19 protein-coding genes are annotated in these 21,301 nt (G+C 46.8%); 9 read left to right on the top strand and 10 right to left on the bottom strand.

Going from position 1 to position 21,301, the window contains the following annotated elements:
* Nucleotides 1-14: 14 nt before the first annotated feature.
* A complete protein-coding gene (locus tag ACMA1I_RS02800; protein ID WP_337066732.1) occupies nt 15-731 on the bottom strand; it encodes an arylesterase in 717 nt (238 codons plus the stop codon).
* Nucleotides 732-866: 135 nt separating this feature from the next.
* Here ACMA1I_RS02800 and ACMA1I_RS02795 point away from each other — a divergent pair, with 135 nt between their 5' ends.
* Nucleotides 867-1,565: an ABC transporter ATP-binding protein gene (locus tag ACMA1I_RS02795; protein ID WP_337066731.1), complete on the top strand. Its 699-nt coding sequence runs from the start codon at nt 867-869 to the stop codon at nt 1,563-1,565.
* 139 nt (nt 1,566-1,704) lie between these two features.
* A complete protein-coding gene (locus tag ACMA1I_RS02790; RefSeq protein ID WP_337066730.1) occupies nt 1,705-4,299 on the top strand; it encodes an ABC transporter permease in 2,595 nt (864 codons plus the stop codon).
* A 197-nt stretch (nt 4,300-4,496) separates the two neighbouring features.
* Here ACMA1I_RS02790 and mscL read toward each other — a convergent pair whose 3' ends face one another.
* From mscL to ACMA1I_RS02775, 3 genes are all read right to left on the bottom strand, one after another.
* Nucleotides 4,497-4,931: a large conductance mechanosensitive channel protein MscL gene (gene mscL / locus ACMA1I_RS02785; RefSeq protein ID WP_337066729.1), complete on the bottom strand. Its 435-nt coding sequence runs from the start codon at nt 4,929-4,931 to the stop codon at nt 4,497-4,499.
* A gap of 224 nt (nt 4,932-5,155) precedes the next feature.
* Nucleotides 5,156-5,533, bottom strand: coding sequence for a hypothetical protein (locus tag ACMA1I_RS02780; protein ID WP_337066728.1), 378 nt, complete (start codon nt 5,531-5,533; stop codon nt 5,156-5,158).
* Nucleotides 5,533-6,177: a SatD family protein gene (locus ACMA1I_RS02775; RefSeq protein WP_337066727.1), complete on the bottom strand. Its 645-nt coding sequence runs from the start codon at nt 6,175-6,177 to the stop codon at nt 5,533-5,535. Before ACMA1I_RS02775 ends, ACMA1I_RS02780 begins: the two co-directional genes overlap by 1 nt.
* A 197-nt stretch (nt 6,178-6,374) precedes the next feature.
* Here ACMA1I_RS02775 and ACMA1I_RS02770 point away from each other — a divergent pair, with 197 nt between their 5' ends.
* Nucleotides 6,375-7,217 carry an SDR family oxidoreductase gene (locus tag ACMA1I_RS02770; RefSeq protein ID WP_337066726.1) on the top strand — a complete coding sequence of 281 codons (843 nt, stop codon included), beginning with the start codon at nt 6,375-6,377 and terminating at the stop codon, nt 7,215-7,217.
* Between the two features lie 219 nt (nt 7,218-7,436).
* On the opposite strand, the gene ACMA1I_RS02765 is transcribed toward ACMA1I_RS02770, so the two are convergent.
* From ACMA1I_RS02765 to ACMA1I_RS02755, 3 genes are all read right to left on the bottom strand, one after another.
* The gene (locus ACMA1I_RS02765; RefSeq protein WP_337066725.1) at nt 7,437-7,799 is read right to left on the bottom strand and encodes a CoA-binding protein; all 363 of its coding nucleotides are present in this window, start codon (nt 7,797-7,799) and stop codon (nt 7,437-7,439) included.
* Between the two features lie 202 nt (nt 7,800-8,001).
* The gene (locus tag ACMA1I_RS02760; protein ID WP_337066724.1) at nt 8,002-9,585 is read right to left on the bottom strand and encodes an NAD(P)/FAD-dependent oxidoreductase; all 1,584 of its coding nucleotides are present in this window, start codon (nt 9,583-9,585) and stop codon (nt 8,002-8,004) included.
* 468 nt (nt 9,586-10,053) lie between these two features.
* Entirely contained in the window at nt 10,054-11,019 is a 966-nt protein-coding gene (locus tag ACMA1I_RS02755) for a tryptophan 2,3-dioxygenase family protein (protein ID WP_337066723.1), read from the bottom strand.
* A 440-nt stretch (nt 11,020-11,459) separates the two neighbouring features.
* On the opposite strand from ACMA1I_RS02755, the gene sdaAB reads away from it, so the two are divergent.
* The 4 genes from sdaAB to ACMA1I_RS02735 are packed head-to-tail and all read left to right on the top strand — an operon-like array spanning nt 11,460 to nt 16,007.
* Nucleotides 11,460-12,137 (top strand): L-serine ammonia-lyase, iron-sulfur-dependent subunit beta, encoded by a 678-nt coding sequence (sdaAB, locus tag ACMA1I_RS02750; RefSeq protein ID WP_337066722.1) that lies wholly within the window; start codon nt 11,460-11,462, stop codon nt 12,135-12,137.
* A gap of 10 nt (nt 12,138-12,147) precedes the next feature.
* Nucleotides 12,148-13,623, top strand: coding sequence for a TolC family protein (locus tag ACMA1I_RS02745; RefSeq protein ID WP_337066721.1), 1,476 nt, complete (start codon nt 12,148-12,150; stop codon nt 13,621-13,623).
* Nucleotides 13,624-13,629: 6 nt separating this feature from the next.
* On the top strand, nt 13,630-14,994 hold the full coding sequence (locus ACMA1I_RS02740; RefSeq protein WP_337066720.1) for an efflux RND transporter periplasmic adaptor subunit: 1,365 nt from the start codon (nt 13,630-13,632) through the stop codon (nt 14,992-14,994).
* Nucleotides 14,995-15,017: 23 nt separating this feature from the next.
* Entirely contained in the window at nt 15,018-16,007 is a 990-nt protein-coding gene (locus ACMA1I_RS02735) for an NAD(P)H-dependent glycerol-3-phosphate dehydrogenase (RefSeq protein WP_337066719.1), read from the top strand.
* 299 nt (nt 16,008-16,306) lie between these two features.
* Here the strand turns inward: ACMA1I_RS02735 and ACMA1I_RS02730 are convergent, their stop codons facing one another.
* On the bottom strand, nt 16,307-16,816 hold the full coding sequence (locus ACMA1I_RS02730; protein WP_414703857.1) for a hypothetical protein: 510 nt from the start codon (nt 16,814-16,816) through the stop codon (nt 16,307-16,309).
* Nucleotides 16,817-17,122: 306 nt separating this feature from the next.
* Here ACMA1I_RS02730 and ACMA1I_RS02725 point away from each other — a divergent pair, with 306 nt between their 5' ends.
* Nucleotides 17,123-17,527: a (deoxy)nucleoside triphosphate pyrophosphohydrolase gene (locus ACMA1I_RS02725; protein WP_337066717.1), complete on the top strand. Its 405-nt coding sequence runs from the start codon at nt 17,123-17,125 to the stop codon at nt 17,525-17,527.
* Between the two features lie 71 nt (nt 17,528-17,598).
* Nucleotides 17,599-19,011: a methyltransferase RsmF C-terminal domain-like protein gene (locus ACMA1I_RS02720; RefSeq protein ID WP_337066716.1), complete on the top strand. Its 1,413-nt coding sequence runs from the start codon at nt 17,599-17,601 to the stop codon at nt 19,009-19,011.
* Nucleotides 19,012-19,161: 150 nt separating this feature from the next.
* Here ACMA1I_RS02720 and ACMA1I_RS02715 read toward each other — a convergent pair whose 3' ends face one another.
* Both ACMA1I_RS02715 and mtaB read right to left on the bottom strand, forming a co-directional pair.
* Nucleotides 19,162-19,803 carry an OmpH family outer membrane protein gene (locus ACMA1I_RS02715; RefSeq protein ID WP_337066715.1) on the bottom strand — a complete coding sequence of 214 codons (642 nt, stop codon included), beginning with the start codon at nt 19,801-19,803 and terminating at the stop codon, nt 19,162-19,164.
* 109 nt (nt 19,804-19,912) lie between these two features.
* Nucleotides 19,913-21,232: a tRNA (N(6)-L-threonylcarbamoyladenosine(37)-C(2))-methylthiotransferase MtaB gene (gene mtaB / locus ACMA1I_RS02710; RefSeq protein WP_337066714.1), complete on the bottom strand. Its 1,320-nt coding sequence runs from the start codon at nt 21,230-21,232 to the stop codon at nt 19,913-19,915.
* Between the last annotated feature and the right edge of the window lie 69 nt (nt 21,233-21,301).

The following is a 21,301-nucleotide window of genomic DNA, read 5'->3' as shown; positions in this document are numbered from 1 at the left end:
TAGCTTCAATTATTTTAAATTTTTTCCTGCTTCAAAATTGGCTCCAGAACACTCCATACATTATTGGCCAGAATTTTCTGGCCTTCTATGGTCGGATGAATGCCATCTCCCTGGTTTAGCTCTCTGTTACCGGCTACACCTTCCAGCAAAAACGGAATTAGGACTGCATTTTTTTCTTCTGCCAGCCTGGAGAATACTTCTCTAAACTCCTGCGTAAACTGTTGTCCCATACTGGGAGGCATCTGCATACCAGCCAGCACCACCTGCGCTTGAGGGTTCTTCTCCCTTACTTTATCTATTATAGTAGCCAGGTTGCTGTAGGTTTCAGTAGGGTTTATGCCGCGTAGGCCATCGTTAGCGCCAAGTTCTAAAACAAAAACATCAATTGGCTGGCGCAAGAGCCAGTCTATCCGGCTTTTACCCCCTGCCGATGTTTCGCCACTCAGGCCGGCATTAACAGCTTTATAGGGCAGTTTCAGCGAATCGAGGCGCTGTTGTATAAGGGCAGGAAAAGCCTGGTCAGGCTCTAAGCCGTAACCCGCGGTGAGGCTGTTTCCAAAAAAGAGAATTGTTTTGGTTCTTTCTGTTTTCGATTTTCCTGTAGCGTCTGGGGTTGCTGTGGCTGTTTGCTGCGTTTCCTCCTGCACATTCCGCTGTTCGCCATTGTCGCAACCTGTTAACAAGAGCCCTGCGGCAAGGCAAAAGCTCAAAAATGTTATCTTTTTAGACATAAAAAAAGTAAGTTTCCTAAATTTAAAGCAATCTATCTCAAAACCTATAACGCACTACAATAGTTATTGGGTTTTATAAATGAACTTGTCTGGAGAAGCAATAGTACCAGACACCTCAAAATTAATCTTATATCTGTGACAACTATACTTGATATTCAAAACCTGGGCAAAGTTTACCATAGTGGCGACCGTGAACTGACAGTGCTCGAAAATGTTTCTTTTTCGCTCCAGGCTGGCGATACCTGCTCCATTGTTGGTCCGTCTGGCAGCGGCAAAACTACTTTGCTCGGTTTGTGCGCTGGCCTCGACCGATCCAGCACCGGTTCTGTAATTCTAAACGGCATCCGGTTAGACAACTTATCTGAAGATAAAAGAGCGCAGGTGCGTAACCAGTACGTTGGCTTTATTTTTCAGAACTTCCAACTGATCCCGACTCTCACGGCCCTTGAAAATGTGATGGTGCCGTTGGAACTGCGGGGGGAGCGGAACGTGCAGAACCAGGCTATGGAACTGCTTGGCAGGGTGGGCCTGGCGGAGCGGCACGACCATTACCCGACTCAACTTTCCGGTGGGGAGCAGCAAAGGGTATCGTTGGCACGTGCTTTTTCTAACAAGCCCTCTATTTTGTTTGCCGATGAGCCTACGGGTAACCTTGATGAAGAAACAGGCGAGCGCGTAGAAGGTTTACTTTTTGACCTGAATCGGGAAGCAGGCACAACCCTTGTGCTGGTAACCCATGATTTGGAGCTTGCTGAGAAAACCCAACGCATTATCCGCATCAAAGGCGGCCAGGTAATCAGTGACAAAGCTGTAGCAAAATATAATCAGGAGTAAATTTAGGTGCTGGTCGTGGCACCGGCAGTAAAATGGCATAAACTGCACAGGCAAATTTTAATTAAATAGCTTGTGCAGTTCATGCTGTGCTGGTAGGTAATGATCTGCTTCGTGAAAATTACTCCCAAACCTTAAAAGAATGACTGAATATAAAGAATCTGTTTCTGAGCTAGATAACGACCTGCCAGTTAAACCAAAGCTTAATGTGCCTTGGCTGCTTCGGATGGCCTGGCGCGATACGCGGAGAAGTAGGGGAAAGCTGTTGCTTTTCCTTTCATCTATTGTGCTGGGTATTGCGGCACTGGTAGCCATCAACTCCTTCCGCGATAGCTTGCAACGGGCTATTGATGAGCAGGCGCGCTCTCTTATCGGGGCGGACCTGGTTATTGGCATGAACAAAGAACCTGATTCCCTGGCAACGGCCCTTGTAGACTCTGTTCGTGACCTGGGCAGTCGCTCCAATGAGAACCGCCTGCTCTCCATGGTTTATTTTGTAAACGGAAATGCCACCCGGCTGGTGCAGGTACGGGCACTGGAAGGCGGCTTTCCATACTTTGGTAAAATAGAAACAGTGCCACAGGAGGCCAGTCGGACCTTCCGCTCCGGCAGACGCGCCCTGGTAGATTACAACCTGATGCTGCAGTACGAAGCCAAAGCCGGAGACTCTATTCGGGTAGGGAACCAGACTTTTGTGATCGAAGGCGCGCTGCGGCGCATACCCGGCCAAACAGCCATGACGGCAGCTGTGGCTCCTGTGGTGTACATTCCAAAGCAATACCTGCCTGAAACCGGTCTGGTGCAGCGAGGCAGTCGGGTGTCGTACTACTTTTATTACGACCTGGCAGACACCGTAGAACCAGACACACTGGGTAAAAAGCTGGAACCGCGACTAGAAGAATACGGCATGTTTTACGATACGGTGCAGACCCGCAAAGAAAGCATGGGCCGGTCGTATGACGAACTTGCCCGCTTTCTGGCCCTGGTGGGGTTTGTGGCGCTGCTGCTTGGCTGTGTTGGCGTTGCCAGTGCTGTGCACGTGTACATGCGCGATAAGCTGAAGACCATCGGCGTGCTGCGATGCCTGGGCATGAGCGGCAGGCAGGCTTTTCTGGTGTACCTTTTTCAGGTTTCAGGCATGGGCCTCTTAGGCGGACTGATAGGCGCAGCGATTGGCAGTGTGGTGCAACTGGTACTGCCGGAGTTATTTAAAGCATTTCTGCCTGTAAACGTAGATGCTTATTTCTCTGTGGGTGCTGCCTTGCAGGGCGTTATGTTGGGAGTGTTTGTATCTGTGCTGTTTGCGCTGCTGCCTTTGCTTTCCATCCGGCAGGTTTCCCCATTAATTACCTTACGAGCGAATGTAGAACACCTCACCAACCAGAAAGATCCATTGCGCTGGGTGGTTTATGCGCTCATTCTGCTGTTTATCCTGCTGTTTTCGCGGTGGCAGTTGGGCACCTGGTGGCAGGCTGGCTACTTTACAGGTGGGGTAGTAGCTGCGTTCTTGGTGCTGGCATCGCTGGCGAAACTCCTTTCGTGGACCGTTCGTCGGTTTTTCCCCACTAACTGGGGTTATGTGTGGCGGCAGGGGCTGGCAAACCTGTACCGGCCCAATAACCAGACACTGTTGCTCATGGTTTCTATCGGCCTTGGCACAGCGCTTATCGGCACGTTGTTTATGGTGCAGCGCACCCTGCTGAGCGAGGTTTCTATTGCCGGCAGCGAAAATCAGCCTAACCTGGTGCTGTTCGATATACAAAATGTGCAGCGGGAAGAGATCGGAGCCTTAACCAAAAATGAAGGACTGCCTATTATCTATTATGATCCTATTGTAACAGTTCGGCTGGAGAAGATTAATAGCTTAACCTTAAGCGATGTAAGAGCTGATACAACGCTCGAAATCTCTCCAAGGGTGTTTACCCGGGAGTATAGGATCACCTACCGGAACACACTGTCTGATGCAGAAAAAACCACTGAGGGTACTTGGGAGGCAAATCAGTCGGTAAATGGTGACCTGGTGCCTGTATCGCTGGAAGACCGGTACGCCGAACGCATGAAAGTGAAAATAGGCGACACGCTGGTGTTTAATGTGCAGGGAGCTCCTATTGCTACACGCGTTAGTCATTTGCGGCAGGTGGATTGGAATCGTGTACAGAGCAACTTTTTAGTGGTCTTTCCGGCTGGTGTGCTGGAGGATGCGCCGCAGTTTCATGTGCTCATGACACGGACTAACAATGAGCAGGAAGCAGCCCAGTTTCAGCGCAAGGTGGTGGAGCAGTATCCTAATATTTCTACTATTGGCCTCGATCTTATTCTGCAGACGCTGGACGAGGTAGTGAGTCAAATTTCCTTTGTTATTCAATTTATGGCGCTTTTCAGCATTTTTACCGGTCTTCTGGTGTTGGTGGGGTCTGTAAATGTAAGCAAGTTTCAGCGGGTGCAGGAGAGTGTGCTGCTTCGGACGCTGGGTGCTAACCGCCGGCAGATTTTTGCTATTACCGCACTCGAATATTTATTGCTTGGTGAGCTGGCTGCCTTTATTGGCTGTGCAATTGCTTTTGGTGCTTCGTGGGCACTATCTGTATTCAGCTTTGAGGTGGAGTTTGTGCCAGTAGTATGGCCGCTGCTTATTATTTTTGTGCTTGTTGCCGCGCTCACGCTTACCGTAGGTCTGCTGAATAGCCGTGGCATTTTGAACCGGCCGCCGCTGGAAGTGCTGCGCAGAGAGGCATAGTTAGTACAGCTGAGCCCGGCTTAATTGGATTGTAATTTACCTCTGGAAGAGCTATTTCATTAGAATAATTTGACTTTGCTGAGTCTGTAGTTGATTCATTTATAACTGAATATTACCTTTTATATCAACTGTTGCTTTGGAAATAAAAAAGGTCACGCTGCTCTTGTGCAACGTGGCCCTTTTTGAATCTAAATTATTTAGCGGGATGCTATTTGCCTTAAAGCGTCTCGCATCTCGGTTAGCAGAATTTCTTCTTTAGTCGGTGCCGGCGGAACAGCAGGAGCCTCTGCTTTTTTGCGTTTCAGGCTGTTCATGCCTTTGATGATCAGGAAAATAATGAAGGCAAGAATGATGAAGTTAAGGAGCACCGTCACAAAATTTCCCCATGCGAACACAGCACCTAGTTTCTTTGCCTCTTCCAGGGCCAGACCATTTGGAATGTTTTCTGAAAGCGGCACATACAGGTTCGAAAAATCTACATCACCTATAACTTTTCCTACTAAGGGCATGATGAGGTCGTTTACCACTGAATTGACGATACCGCTAAAAGCAGTGCCAATGATGATGCCTACGGCCAGATCCATAACATTGCCACGCATGGCAAATTCCTTAAACTCTTTAATCATTCCCATGATACAAATTTCTTTTGGGTGTTAAAAAATTAAATTTTTCCTATATAGCTGTAATATAGTGAATTTTATTTGCAAAATTGAATAGGTTTCTGTTTAGGTTGATGTAAACGATTTGTTACTGAACAACTTTTGTGGTTTAAGCCCTTGGCCCCAAGTTGGTTTAAGCAGCTCCGGAAGACCTTTTTCATTAGAATAATTACTGTTTCAGTATTTTCCGATCTGGCTTAATGCAGCACCCATAAGCTTCCGATTTTGTCGTAGACAAAAAAGTAGAGCAGCGCCAGCAGAATTGAGACAAGGTTGCCAATCAAGAAATAATCGTTCGATACGGCATGCTGTTTTTCAGCATCCAGCCGCGTGCCTATTTTGAGTGCTCCCAGCAGGGTGAGCACGTGCGGTAGCCCATTAGCCAGGCTAATGTAAATGAAAAACCGCTCCAGTAAGCCTTTGGCTATGGTGTTGTACTTGTTTCGTTTCCGCTCCCTGTTGTTTTGTTCGGGAGCAGGTGCTTTATTTTCAAAACGCTTTCTGATAAAGAAGAATATAAAGTATGCCAGGGTTTCGCCTAGCAGGTAAATCACTAGAAACAACAGGTACTTCATCAGGCAGAGGCAATAAGGTGTAACAAGTCGCGGGCGGCAAGATACTCTTTTATTTTCAGGCTTTTTTCTCGCTTCCACATGAGCGATCTTACTTTGCCTAACTGCTCTGCCACCACCTTATAATCTGATTCTTGCAGGAAAGCACCTATCAATTGACTGTCTGCTGGTTTCCAGGCGTCCACTAGCCATTGATATAAAATAAAGGTTTTTTGCAGGGTTATACTCTGGCGCTGATTTCCGGTTTTTACTATAAACCGTTCGCCTCTGTGATGCTTTACCTGCTCCAAAAGCTCTCTGGCCTCTGTTAGACCATTACCTAGCATGCCATAGGCAATTTCATGGTTTATCGGAGTTTCGATCTGGCCAAAGTTCAGCACATATCGGAGCTTAAACGGTTTGTATTGCAACACAATAACTTCTTCAAGCGCAACTATTACTTTTATGGCAGCTTCCAGATTAAGTGCCACCCCCTGAAACTCATCGCCTAGTGTAATTGTGAGCGGCGACAGAAGCAACTCCTTGTGTTTTTCGTTCACTGTGTTTACCACCTCTTTAAACTGCTTCATCAGCAAGTCTCCCTTATGCCTGCTACTGCTGATAATATCAGCCATCAAAATAAAATAGCCTTCTTGGTGTTGTTTCATGAAGTAAGATAAGAATCAAAATGTTTTACAATATATGAAATTATGTAAATTGTTTCAAGAAAAGTGAAATATATTCCGTAGCGGAAGCTGAGGGATATAAAATATAACCTATACCTTAAGGAAGGGGTAAAAAAGAAGCAGTGCATCAGCAAGTAATACCGCTGAAGATCCTATACTTCAAACTTAATAAAGCAAGCATGAAAAAGAACAAAGTTGGACACGGAAAGACAGCCCTTATTACAGGAGCCTCTAACGGGTTTGGGCTGGAGTTTGCCAAACTCTTTGCCAAAGATGGTTATAACCTGGTATTGGTTGCCCGCTCTGAAGACCGTCTGAAGGAGCTAGGCTATAGCCTTCAGGATGAGCACGGGCTGGAAAAAGTGTGCATCATTACATCCGATTTGTCGAGACCGGGGTCGCCTCAGGAGATTTACGACGAACTAAAAAAGGTTGGTGTGCGGGTAGATGTGCTGGTCAACAATGCCGGTGCTGGCCTCCACGGCTTTTTTCATGAAACCGACATGGATAAAGAGGAAGAAATTATCAATCTGAATATTACATCGGTAATGAAGCTGACGAAGCTGTTTTTACGCGACATGAAGGCTCGCAACGACGGTAAAATTTTAAACGTAGCCTCTATTGTTTCGCTAATGCCAGCACCTTTAATGGCTATTTATGCAGCCTCTAAAGCATTTGTTTTATCCTTTTCAGAAGCACTTAGCAATGAGTTGAAAGACACAAACATAACCGTGACGGCCTTATGTCCTGGTGCCAGCAATACTTACTTCTTTAAACGCGCCCATGCCGAGAATTCTAGAGCTGCCAACGGTCCGCTTTCTGAACCGGAAGACGTAGCCAAAGACGGATATATGGCGCTGATGAAAGGAGAGGTGAAAATTGTATCAGGATTAATGAACAAGGTGCAGGCCGCCACATCCAACCTGTTGCCCGATACAGCCTTAGCCGCTACCATGCGTTACCAGATGGAAGAAGCGGAGGAGGAAGCCGAAAAAGAGGCTAACTATCAGCAACCGGTTTAATTAGTATTATAAAATACGGCAGGCGCATCTTGGAGAGTAATTTTAGATGCGCCTGCCGTAATTTATAACCAGGAGGCAAGACAAAATAAAAAAGGGATCCCGTTTAAAGATCCCTTTTTCTTGAAAAAACATAGACAACTATGCCATCTGTTTCTTCTTGTTAGATATCTGTTTTTACGTGCTGCAAAAAGGCAGGTTGCAAAAACAGGAAAAATATTTTTAGTAACTATCAGTGGCCAGCATCACCAGCGTACAGTCGTAAAGCGTTTCGATATTCGCGTTCTGCGCCATTTTTTCCAGCTCCCGGTTTTCGGTGCCAGGGTTAAAAATAATACGCTTGGGCTTTAGCGATAGAATATAATCGTACCAGGAAGGCTGATTCTGTGGGCCCACATACAAGGTAACGGTATCTACGTCTTCAATCGTCTGTTTTTTGTCGGTAATAATGGGCTGACCACCTACTTCACCTTTGCGTATGCCGACAGGTACGACGGGGTGTCCGTGCTGTTGTAGCCTCTGTACTGCTCTGTAGGCGAATCGGGATGGATTGTCGGTAGCGCCTAAAACCAATGTCTTCTTCATGTTAAGTTATATCAATGTATCTACTAAAATAACATACCTCTTTAAACTGTAACTGTTACAGAATGGTTATTGATCTCCTTCAAAAAAGCAATGCTGCGGCTGCTTTGTCTGATGCCAAAGATGACCGCTTAAGATAAATCAAATTTAAGAAGCAGGTATACTAAATGCTGGATTTATGACATGAAAACAAGCATGAGGTAGCTTAGGCGACAATACGCTTTACCTTGGCGGCTATCATTTCGGCGCAACGTTCGCCATCCATGGCAGCAGACACAATGCCGCCTGCGTAGCCGGCTCCTTCACCGCAAGGGTATAAGTTTCTAATCTGCACGTGCTCCAGCGTTTCCTTATCGCGCGGAATTCGAACAGGCGAGGAGGTACGGCTCTCCACCCCGATGATCTGGGCATCGTTAGAGAGGTAGCCACGCATTTTGCCACCAAATGCCTTAAAGCCTTCGCGTAGCCGGTAGGCCATGTCAGGCGAGAACAGAGCATTTATGTCTACTGGCGTAAGGCCTGGCTGGTAAGAGGTTTCGAGGAGGGCACCACCGGTTTTTTGCCGGGTAAAGTCGAGGAGGAGCTGTGCAGGAGCTGCCTGCGTGCCTCCGGCCATAGCAAAGGCTTTCTGCTCCAGGCTTTGCTGCATCTTAAGGCCAGCCAAAGGGCCATATTTCTTCAGTTCCATGTCTTCGAGCTCGATGGCCACTACAATGCCCGAGTTGGCAAACCTTGAATCGCGGCGGCTTGGCGACATGCCATTTACCACCACTTCGCCGGGCGCGGTGGCAGAAGGAACAATAAAGCCGCCGGGGCACATGCAAAAAGAAAAGATGCCGCGCTGTTTGTTCTCGTAAACAGTTTGGTGCACCAGGGCATAAGAAGAGGCGGGAAGGTAACAGCCCCGGTCCTCGCATTTGTATTGTATGTTGTCTATAAGCCGCTGCTGATGCTCCACCCGTACGCCCATGGCAAATGGTTTCGCTTCAATTAGAACCTCTTTCTGGTGCAGTAGCTCAAAAATATCGCGGGCGCTGTGGCCGGTAGCCAGAATTACAGCCTCTCCGATGTGCTCTTCTCCGTCTTGGGTAACAACGCCTTTCATTTCACCTTGTTCCACTATAAAATCGGTTACGCGCTGACCAAAAAGTACCTGTCCGCCAGCTGCCATAATCGCTTCTCGGATGGTAGCGATAACAGCAGGCAATTTGTTGGTGCCGATATGCGGATGCGCATCGAATAATATATCTGGCGTGGCACCGTGCTGCACCAACAGTTGCAGGATGCGCTGAACGTCGCCACGCTTTTTAGAACGGGTGTAGAGTTTGCCGTCGGAGTAGGTACCGGCTCCGCCTTCCCCAAAACAATAATTAGAGTCGGGGTTAACAAGGTGCTCTTTGTTAATGGCAGCCAGATCGCGCCTGCGGCTACGCACATCTTTGCCTCGTTCCAGCACCACCGGCTTAAGCCCCAGCTCCAGGGAGCGCAAGGCCGCAAATAAGCCTGCAGGACCAGCACCCACTATAATCACTTTTTTAGCATGGGTAGCATCAGGATAAACGGCAGGCTTTAAGCTCAGAATATCATCGGGAGGAGTGTCGAGGTAAATATCGGCTCTGACCCGGAGCAATATCTCGCGGCCACGGGCATCGATAGAGCGCTTGATTCGGTGAATAAATTTAACAGCCTCTGCGGGCACCTGAGCATTTTTCAGAAGCGCCTGCTCCAGTAGTTGCTGGTCGTATGCCACCTCAGGGCTCACCACCAGTTCAATTTCTTTCTTTCTCATTTATAGTAGGTAAGGTAGTTAGCCTTAAACTTGTGGTTAATCTATATGCTAATTCTTGTGGTAATGGTAGCTGGTAAGGCCGCTTTCTTAACACGAAATCAAACAATTCAATTCCTTTAGGAGCGCATCTTCCGTAGCGGGGGACGTACAAGCCTTGCAGATCATGTATAATAGTGGAAGTCTCCACAAAAGCCTAAACCTCTAGCATGTGAAAATACCTCTGGAAGGGTAGTTTCATTAGAAGAATTTGATTGTGCTTGTTAAAAGGGTTTAGGGTTAAATTGATAAATGGTAGACCGATTATAGCTGGAACACCTTGCAGTGTGTGCGGCTCTAGCGGGTGCTTGAGAACTCAAGTACCAGAAAAAGTCTAACATATAGTATCTAGCGTCTAAAATCTTAAAAAAGCCTCCGGAAGGTCATTTTCATTAGACGAATTTGCTCTTGACAATACCAAAGCAAGCTTAATTACACGTCGCCGTTCAGAACTTTTTCTACCCAGCCTTTTCCCCAGTCCTCCAGCTCCTGTTCGCTCCACAGCTCTGGATAAAAGATTCGCTTCTGGAATTTAGGAGGCAGGTACTTTTGCCAGTTCGTTCCACCGGTAGCCGCTATAATTACCGGGTCCTTCTGCAGGTAACGCACAGCTGATTTGTAATGCATAAGCGGCCAGTTTACATTCACGTTGCTGTCCAGCTCACGGAGATGGCGGATCAGGCGGGGATTTTGCTGGTCGGTTTCCGGAAGGCGCTTATACACCGACCAGATATTCTTTTGAGCGTAGTTTCTAGCAAACTGCACCAACTGATCTGTATATTTCTCCTCAAACCGAAGCAGCGTTAACGTTTTGGCGCCAGACGACACCTCGGTGGCCCCCTCTTTCCAATAGATGCAGCCCATTAAATCTTCGGGCGTGGTGTGTTGCCCCAGTGTTTTGCGCTTTTCTTTGTCGGTAAGGTTGCGGAGGTCGGTAGAGGCAATCTCAATCATGCGGTATTGTACCGATTGGAACCCGCTGGCTGGCATCAGGGCCATCCTAAACTGCAGGAACTGTTTAGGATCCATGCCGTCAACCATCACGTCGAAAGAGTCTATCAGGTTCTCGAAGTAACGGTTAATGCGGCGCAGGCGCTTCAGGAGCATTTCTACTGTTATTGCCTGGTCATCGCCAATCTGGCGGAACTCCTCCAGACACAGCTTAAAATACAGCTCCGTAATCTGATGGTAGATGATAAAGATCTTTTCGTCGGGAATAGACGTGCGCGGAATCTGCAGGCTTAACAGAGCATCGAGGTGAATGTAATCCCAGTAATTAAGAAAATCAGTATGGTATAAACCCTCCAGATAAGCTGCCAGGTCCTGGCCCAGCGGCACATATTTTTGTTCCAGACGCTTAATCTGATCCCAAACTTCCTGGGTATACGCTTGCTCCATTGTACTAGATAATTTTAATGTTAAGCTGCAAAAACAGCGCAAAGTAAGTAATTCTGCTGCTATGTGAAACTCAGAACGAAAGAATAAGCCCCAAAGCCCGCTTCTTTACATACTTTTCAAAAAAACAAGCTGCTTCAGGCCACCGATCTACCGCCACCTGCATCTGCTTTTCAGAGATAGCACGGAATCTTTATCTTGCAAAGCAGTAGCAGTCTCCAGCTCTATAAGTACGAAAATTCTAGCTGTAAAAGTCACCAGGAATATCCTCTATAAGCCTTAAAGCGGCTGCTCAACTGTATGGTTGGTGGACCTGTAACAGGAGTTGATAGAAATTTTAGGTAGTTTGGTCTAGTTCGCTTGCAACATTACAAGATATTCTGTTAATCTCAGTGCAGAATTGTTAAATTTGGATTTCCTTATATTTCGTTACCTGTGTTCCCATGGCGGAGAAAAGCAGCATTTTTGATATGATCGGACCTGTAATGATTGGGCCATCAAGTTCGCACACAGCAGGAGTGGTACGGATCGCCAGGGCGGCCATTCGTATTTTAGGTGCAGCGCCAGAAGAAGCGGATATTACTTTTTACAACTCCTTTGCCCGGACTTACGAAGGGCATGGCAGCGACCGGGCCATAGTGGCAGGTTTGCTCGATTTTAAAACAGACGACAAACGCATTAAAGATGCCTTTGAACACGCTGCAGCCAAAGGCCTGAAATACAAGTTTAAATCAATCGGAAACGCTTCGGCTATGCACCCGAACACAGTGAAGTTAAACCTGAAATCAGCAGATCGGGAGGTGGAAGTGATAGGGCAAAGCAGGGGAGGCGGCATCATCAGAATTGTGGAGGTAGACGGATTTACAGCCAATTTCTCGGCGAACCAGCACACCCTTATTATAGATGCAGACGATGTAAAAGGCAGTATTGCTTTTATTGCTTCTGTAGTTGCACACGACGACTGTAACATAGCCACCATGAGTGTTTCCAGGAAAGGAAAACATGAATTGGCCAGACACTTTTTAGAAATGGATTCAGGCATAAAGCCCATAACACTGGAATATTTACGGCAACTGAGCTGGGTTAAACAAATCATTTACATACCAAACATTGACCTATAACTTTAAACCTGTGAGAAAAACGCCTAAAAAGATACTGCTTATGCTGGGCCTGATGCTCTGCGGAGCCACAGCAGGTTTTGCTCAGTCACAATCTGGCAAAACCGATGCCTGGACATTGCAGGAGGCCATAGATTATGCCGTAAAAAATAACCTGCAGGGGCAACAAAACCGACTCAACCGCGAGCTTGATGTGGTAGAACTACGACAGTCTAAGTTAGGAAGGTTGCCCTCTGTTAACGCCAACGGTAACTTCAACTCCAATGCAGGTTCATTCCAGGATCCGGTAACTTTTAGTCTGATTACACAGCGCGCCCAAACGAGTAATTTTTCAGTAGGAGTGTCTGTGCCTTTGTTTATGGGTTTTCAGCAGGCAAACCAGGTAAAGCAGAATGCTTTGAACCTGCAGGCCAGTGAGCAGGATGTGCTCTCTATCCAGAACGACATCAGCATACAGGTAGTAACGGCGTACCTGAACATTCTGTTTGCAGATGAACTCATAAAAACAACAGATTTTCAGCGGAATCTAACCCAGCAGCAACTAGACCGCACCAGCCTCTTGTTTAAGGCTGGCAGCGTAGCCGAAAACGCCGTGCTGGACCTGCAGTCGCAGTTAGCCACCGACGAGCTAAACTTTATTAACGCTCAGAACCAGCTCGATATAGCCCGTCTGTCGCTTATGCAGCTGCTCAACCTGCCTACCTCCGAAGACTTTGAGATTGTGGTGCCAGAGATACCAGAGCCGGACCAGAACCCCGTTGGAGTTACCGGAAACCAGGTTTTCGAAATAGCCCAGGAAACATTGCCAGCCATAAAAGCAGCTGATCTACGGGTACTGAGCGCGGCCAAAAGCATAGACATAGCCAGAGGCGGGTACTATCCCAGGCTGAGCTTGAGTGGAGGCATTAGTTCCAGATATTCAAGTTCCAGTCAATTTTTGACCGGCAGAGAACTCATTAACAGAGGCTTAGTGCCAGAATCGTTGGGCTTTTATGACGAAGCTGGTACACAGCCTGTTATAGTGTATGTACCCGACATCGCCGTTAATCCTATTTATGGCGATTATTCCTATTTTGAGCAGATGAAGGATAACATAGCACGCTTTGCTGGTCTTAGCCTATCTGTTCCCATTTTTAATGGCTTTCAGGTACGAAACAATGTGGAACGGGCTAGGCTGGGACAGCAAAATGCCAAATTAAATGCCGATATTGCCCGTAACAACCTTCGCCAGACCATTGAGCAGGCGTATGTAGATGCTGTAGCCTCACAACGACGGTACAAAGCGGCCAAGGAGCAGGTGGCAGCAGCAGAGAAAAACTTTCAGAATGCCGAGCTGCGCCTGAACAGCGGTGTAATCAACACCATCGATTTTAATGTGATTACCACCACCTTCCGCTCGGCACAATCAAGCCTGTTGCAGGCTAAATACGAATACACATTTAAACTCAAAGTTCTCGATTTTTACCAGGGTAAACCCCTCACCTTATAAGACATCATGGCTAAAAAAAACTCAAACAAGCTGCTCTACACGCTCATTGGAGTTATTACTTTTTTATTAATAGGGGCTTTAGTTGCCAAAAAGGCAGGCTGGATCGGGAAAGAAGAAAGTGAGGAAGTGGTGCTTGCAGAGGTAAAAAAAACGACAATTGTAGAAAAAGTAAGTGCCTCCGGTAAAATTCAGCCGGAGTCGGAGGTGAAAATTAGTCCCGATGTTTCGGGAGAAATAATTGAACTGCATGTAGAAGAAGGCGATTCTGTGGTAAAGGGAATGCTCCTGCTTCGAATTCGGCCCGATAACTACCAGTCGATGGTAGATGCGCAGCAGGCGGGGGTAAACCAGGCCCGCGCCAATCTGGCTCAAACCAAGGCGAGGCTGCAGCAGGCCCGCGCCAATCAGGTGCAGGTAAAACAGAATTTTGACCGCAACAAGCAACTTTATCAGCAAAAAGTAATTTCGGAGGCAGAGTACCAGCAGATTTTAGCGACTTACGAGGCAGGCCAGCAGGAGATAGCCGGTCTGGAGCAAAGTGTGCGTGCCGCCGAATTTAGTGTACAAAATGCCCAGGCCTCGCTTAAAGATGCCCGTGAGAATTTAAACAAAACAACTATTTACGCCCCGGTAAGCGGTACCGTGTCTAAACTCAATGTGGAGCGGGGAGAGCGTGTGGTAGGAACCTCACAAATGGCAGGTACCGAAATCATGCGTATCGCCAACCTCAACAACATGGAGGTAAGAGTAAACGTGAATGAGAACGACATCATCAGGGTAGGGCTCGGAGACTCGGTAATTGTAGAAGTAGATTCGTATGCGAGTAAAGACGATAAGTTTAAAGGGCTGGTAACGGCTATAGCTAACTCAGCCAAAGAAGGCGCCTCCTTAGAGGCTGTAACTGAGTTCGAAGTGCGCATTCGCCTACTTAATAATTCCTATGAGCATTTAACCTCTAAAACCCAAAGGCCCTTCCGGCCAGGCATGACGGCCTCCGTCGAAATTCTTACAGAGCAGAAAAATGATGTTTTATCTGTACCTTTGTCTGCCGTTACCACCCGCTCTAACGAAAGAGCCAGTGCCGGTAACGAGCAGGACAACCAGGAGCAAGTAGAACCGCAGCCAACTAGCAAAGAACCTGTAAAAGAAGTTGTGTTTGTGTACGATGCCAACAACACCGTAAAGGCGGTGCAGGTAAAAACAGGTATCAGCGACTTCGACAACATGGAAATTCTCAGTGGTTTGCAGGAAGGCCAGAAGGTAGTGGCGGGGCCATTCAGAGCGGTATCAAAAACGCTGAAAGACGGTGCTAAAGTAGCCGTGAAAGACGAAAAGTCTGCGGCCAAACCTGCGGCCATTGCTTCTGAATAAAATGGCATAAAGAAACATTAGATTTGGAAAAAATAGCAGTTATTGGTGGTGGAAGCTGGGCAACAGCTCTTGTAAAAATATTATCAGAAAACAAATCGCAGGTACACTGGTGGATGCGCAACAGAGAGGATGTGCAGCACCTGATCCAGTACAAGCACAACCCCCGCTACCTGAGCGGCGTGAGCTTCGATTTAAATTACGTAAAGCCAACCAACGACCTGGAGGCGGCTGTGGCTGTTGCTGATTGGGTCATACTGGCCGTGCCGGCTGCTTTTATACAACATGTAGTTACTACTTTGCCTGTACATGCCTTTGCCGGCAAAGTGCTGGTTTCTGCTATTAAGGGCATGATTCCGGTAGAGAACATTTTAATTTCTGATTACCTGGAGCGCCATTACCAGGTCCCAAACACGCACCAACTTATAATTGCAGGTCCGTGCCACGCAGAGGAAGTGGCGCTTGAAAAACAATCTTACCTCACCATCGGGTCCCACGACCTGGAAACAGCAGAGCGCTTTTGCGAGATGCTGCGCAACCGCTATGTTAAGGCTAACCCGCTTGATGACCTGGACGGCATAGAGTATTGCGCCGTAATAAAAAACATTATTGCGCTGGCTTGTGGCATTGCGCATGGCCTGAACTATGGCGATAATTTTCAGTCGGTGCTGGTATCCAATGCTATGCTGGAGATAGAACGGTTTTTGCACCGGATTATGCCCATGCACCGCTCTCTTAGTGGCTCAGCTTACCTGGGAGATCTGCTCGTAACAGCCTATTCTCAGTTCAGCCGCAACCGTACGTTCGGCAATATGATCGGACGTGGTTATTCAGCCAAGTCAGCCCAGATGGAAATGAATATGGTGGCAGAAGGGTTTTATGCGGTGCAGAGCATTCATGAGCTCAACAAGCTCTTTAAACTCGATATGCCGATTACAACAGCAGTTTATAATATCCTGTACGAACGTATTTCGCCTGCGGTAGAGTTCGAGATCCTGAAAAATAAATTAAAATAGGGAAGGCTGCTGCCAATTGGTTCAACTACTAAGGCAGTAGGAACGAAGCCTTGTCTGCGTTTAACTTAGCATCCTCTTTTTAACATGCTGGAAAGATTTTGTGGTGCTACTGGTGGTGGTGTTAAGTTCGCATTGTTTCTACTATAGTTGTGACAGGGGAGTGAAGCGATTGTATCGCCGCAGTTCTTTCTTTTGTCTTATTAGAAAATTTCTAATGCTTTAAAGTTTATCCTTGACATAATAGCATAACTGCACATCAACCAAATTATTTAAATGAAAATGGCCTTCCAGAGCAAATTTTATCTGTTTAGGCGCTTGTTTCGGTAAGCGGCACCCAATGCCCGATACACAGATAGCACACATGCTCCAGCAGCTAACAGGATACTATACACCATATTCAGCTTGATAAATTTACTTACTTCCAGCTGTTGCTCCGTGTACAGGTTCAGCAGGTACACCAGCAGGAAGGCATAACAGCAACCCATCAGGCTAATAATAAAAGAGCGGTGAAAGGTGTCGGAGGGGAGCCTGTCGAGCATGGTTTGGTTTTTGAGGTGCCAGTGCAGCGGTAGAATTTTACGTTTAGAAACTGCGCGGTGGGTTAATTTAGAGGCGAGCACACTAAGCACAAAGCTCATGACAAAGCTGGTTAAAAACAAGTAGCTGTTTATACTGCGTTGCCCCCAAAGTGGAATTACAGATTCCTGATGCCATACCAGCCAGGTAAGGACCCCTGTAAAAATACTATTGAGAGAGGCAAGCAATATACTGATTCTGACTAAAAAACTATAGTTTGCGGTCATCCTCATAGTAGCTCCTAAATGCCTGTTGGGTAAATGAAGTGGAATAATCTTGTTTAAGCTACTATTTTTTTATTGTAAAATAGCGAATGCCGGTAAGTAAAATTTTTACTGGCAAAACTTTTTTACTGAATGACATAGAATATTTTTACTTTGTCAAAAATTCCGAACACCCGCTCCTGCTACTCTCACAGACTATCCCTATTTTTTGTACTAAGCTTGGTACACCCGATAAAATAGCGACGTCTCTTGTACTACCCTTTAGCCTATTTCAAGGCGTTTAAGCTTTATTTTATCCTACATACGCAAGCAATTATGGAAGAAAAACCTGTAGTTAAAGTTGTGTGCGCAATTTTGGAGCAACACAACCGTGTATTAGTAACGCAGCGAAACAGAGAAATGACGCAGCCCCTGTTATGGGAGTTTCCGGGCGGTAAACTGGAGCCTGGTGAAGAGGAGGTACCGGGCCTGATCCGGGAAATTAAAGAAGAATTGCAGCTGGATATTCTGCCATTGCAACGGCTTACACCCGTGCCATATACAATAAATCAGAAATCGATGGAGCTGATTCCGTATATCTGCAAGTATGAGGGTGGCGTCATACAGCTGGTGGAGCATAAAGCCTACCAGTGGTCGGAGCGTCACATGCTGAAAAGCTACGACTGGTGCCCCGCCGACCTGCCGGTGCTGGAGGAATACCTGCTGCTACACAAGTATTAAGAAAGGCTGCTAAAATGTGCCGAATAAAAAAGGAACTGCCACGGCACCACTTTTAGCCGTATCTTCGCTTTATGAAGAACCTACCTACTTCTTTTGCAGAACGAATGAAGCAGCAGCTTGGAGCTGAATTTCAGTCGTTTGAGCAAGCTATGGCAGCCACGCCACCCATTAGCATCCGCATTAACCATACAAAAATAGAGGAGCCTAGAGAGCTGCAGCCAATACCCTGGACTCATCAGGGCTATTATTTGCCTGAAAGGCCTTTGTTTACGCTGGATCCTTTGCTGCATGCCGGGGCGTATTATGTGCAGGAGGCGAGTTCCATGTTTCTGGAGCAGGCATTAACGCAGGCAGCAGATGTTTCTCAGCCGCTACGGGTGCTGGACCTGTGTGGTGCGCCAGGAGGCAAATCTACGCACCTGGCCAGTTTGCTTTCTGACGAAAGCCTGCTTGTTTCGAATGAGGTAATACGTAGCAGAGCCACCATTTTGGCGGAAAACATAGCAAAGTGGGGCAGCAGCAATGTAGTGGTTACAAGCAACGACCCGCGCGACTTTGGAAGGCTTCCTCATTTTTTTGATGTGATGGTGGTAGATGCCCCCTGCAGTGGAGAAGGCATGTTCCGGAAAGATGCCAATGCCATGGACGAGTGGTCGGAGGAGAATGTGAAGTTATGTGCCCAGCGGCAGCAGCGTATTTTAATGGATGTATGGCCAGCCCTAAAACCAGGAGGTTTATTGATATACAGTACCTGCACCTGGAACCTGGCGGAAAATGAAGAAAATATGGCCTGGCTGGCACAGCAGAACGGTGCGCAAAATTTAAAACTTGATCTTGAGCCAGCCTGGGGAGTGGTGTCAGGAAGCTTAGCAGGAGTGGAGGGCTACCGCTTTTATCCGCACCAGTTGCAGGGCGAAGGCTTTTTTCTGACAGTTATGCGCAAACCTTTGGAAGAGGCCATCAGTTTTAAGAGCAGCAAAAGGAAAAAGTATAAACTCAGCCTGGCAGGCAAAAAGGAAAAAGCACTGGTAGAAAACTGGCTCCTTAACCCAGGAAATTTTGAGTGGGTACAATACGGTGATTTCATAACCGCCATTCCTGCTGACTATTTCGAGGAGATAGACGAACTTTACCAGCAGCTGTACGTGGTGTATGCCGGTACCGAGATAGCCGAGGTAAAAGGAAAAAAAATAAAACCACAGCACCAGCTATCGCTATCTCGTTACCTGAACAAATCCGCCTTCGAAACCATTGATCTTACACTGGAGCAGGCACTCCGCTACCTCCGGAAAGAAGATATAAACGCGGGGAGTGGCGGTACGAATTGGGTATTGCTGCAATACAAAGGTTTGCCTTTGGGTTGGGCTAAGCAAATTGGCAATAGAATGAATAATTATTTCCCTAAGGAATGGCGCATCAGAATGGAATTGCCAACGGCATTAGATGAAGAAGAGTTGTTTTCTGTGAGCCAATACCTGCCCTAGGGCTAGAATTGTAAAAATGGCTCTGGAAGGGCGTTTTGATTAGAATAATTTATCGACCATTTTCTAGTTTCCTAGAGGTCAACTAGATTAAAAAAGGCTTCCACTACACCTTAACAGTAGCGGAAGCCTTTTTTTAAAGATAGGAAGCTGTTATTTTTTTGCTTTCGACTTTTCCTGCTCGTATTCCTGGTTAAGGCCTGTCAGCACCTCGGTAGTAACATCTAAAGAGCTCACGCCATATAAAATGGCACTGTTCCCTCTAGCATAGCTGAGTACCATCTTGTAACCTTTTTCTTCGCAGAATTTCTTGAGGTAGGTCTCCACACGGTCATAAAGCTTTTTCATTTCTTCAGATTCTTCGGTGGCAATGTCGTTGCCAGCTTTTTGGCTACGCTCCTGGATCTGTTGCTGCTTCTGAGCAAGCTTCTGCTCCGTAGAGGCCTGCTGCTCTGCCGTCATGCTGGCACCAGTTTGCTGGTATTTGGCCACTTCTTTTTGAAAAGATTCTGCTTGTGAACGTAAATTCTGCTCAGTTTTCTGCGCCTTTGTTTTCAAACGAGCGCTTACATCTTTAAAATACTGGTAATTGGTAAGCAAGGTGTCGGTGTTGATGTAGACTACCTTTTCTGCGGCCAGCAATCCGTCATTCGCTGCGGCAGTAGTGTCGGAGCCTGCTTGTTGCGGTACTGAGGCAGCGGGTGCGTTGTTTGCCTGGTTGTTTTTATCATTTTGGCAGCCGCTCATCAGCAGGGAGACCATCGAAAGGCCAATTACATAGTTTCTTACTTTCACAGGTTGATTCTTTATTTGGTTTTAGTTAATTCTAATAATAAGCGCATATTCCTTACAAGAAGACGCAAGCCATTCTACTTTTTGCCGCTGATAGTTATCTAGCTGAAAATTAATGCTTCAGCACTTCGACATAAGTTTCTTCTGCTTCCATTAGTCCTTCAGCGTTTACAGCAGTAAGGCGCACGTGCTTGGTTTCGTTAACCAGTACCGGGTCGTACTTGGCAACCACGCGCACATAGTTTTCTGTCCAGCCTTCCATCTGGCCATCTTTTACATCATCTTCAAACAACACTGTAAACTCACGGCCAATATTCTGCTCGTAGAAATAGCGCTTTTTCTTTTCAGACAAGATGCGCAACATGTCGGCGCGGCGGTTCCGGTCTTTAATGCTTACTTTACCTGCCATGCCTGGCGCCATTGTGTTTTCACGCTCAGAGTAAGGAAAAACATGTAAGTAGCTTACATCCAGCGCATTCAGGAAATTATATGTCTCCAGAAAATCTTCTTCTGTTTCGCCAGGGAAGCCTACAATTACATCTACCCCAATGCAGCAGTGTGGCATATGTGATTTAATACTGGCCACGCGGTCGGCGTATAGTTCCCGCAGGTAACGGCGGCGCATGAGTTTGAGTATTTTGTTGGAGCCCGATTGCAGCGGCACATGGAAATGCGGCATAAAGCGCTGGCTTTTTGCTACAAACTCTATAATCTCGTTGCTTAACAGGTTGGGCTCTATGGATGAGATCCGGAATCGGTTGATTGGCGTTACATTATCAAGTTCCTGCACCAGCTCGTAGAAAGTCTCTACCCGCTTGCCCTCTTGTAATCCGAAGTCACCAGTATTTACACCGGTGAGCACAATCTCCTTTACACCAGACTCGGCGATTTCGTGAGCAGATCGCACTACGTTGGCAATGGTGTCGGAGCGGCTGTTGCCACGTGCCAACGGAATGGTGCAGAACGTGCAGGAATAGTCGCAGCCATCCTGCACTTTAAGAAAAGTACGGGTGCGGTCTCCAAATGAATAAGAGTTGTGGAATGTATTAGCCTCACTGATGGCACTTGCATGCACCTGCGGCTTTTCCTTCTTCTCAAAACCATCCAGAATATCTACCAGCTGAAATTTTTCAGCGGCGCCCAACACTGCATCCACGCCAGGTATTTCGCTAATCTCTTTTGGTTTAAGCTGAGCGTAGCAACCTACAATGGTTATAAAGGCATTAGGAGAGTGCTTGAGCGCCTCCTTTACTATTTTCCGACATTTCTTGTCAGCATTGTCTGTTACAGAACAAGTGTTGATCACATAAATATCTGGGGTATCGGTAAACTCCACTTTCTGGAAGCCACGCTCCTGAAACAGCCGACCAATGGTGCTGGTTTCGGAGTAGTTGAGTTTACAACCTAATGTATAAAATGCTACTGTTTTCATAATGAGGCAGCAAAGTTACGAAAATTAATTTTTAGATGAGCGGAGTAGGAGGATGTAAGGGCAAGAGAA

It is taken from the genome of Pontibacter sp. 13R65, from assembly GCF_047525655.1.
In the GTDB taxonomy this organism is placed as follows: domain Bacteria; phylum Bacteroidota; class Bacteroidia; order Cytophagales; family Hymenobacteraceae; genus Pontibacter.
The sequence above is the reverse complement of the archived record's forward strand: the minus strand, read 5'-3'. Positions and strand labels throughout refer to the sequence as shown.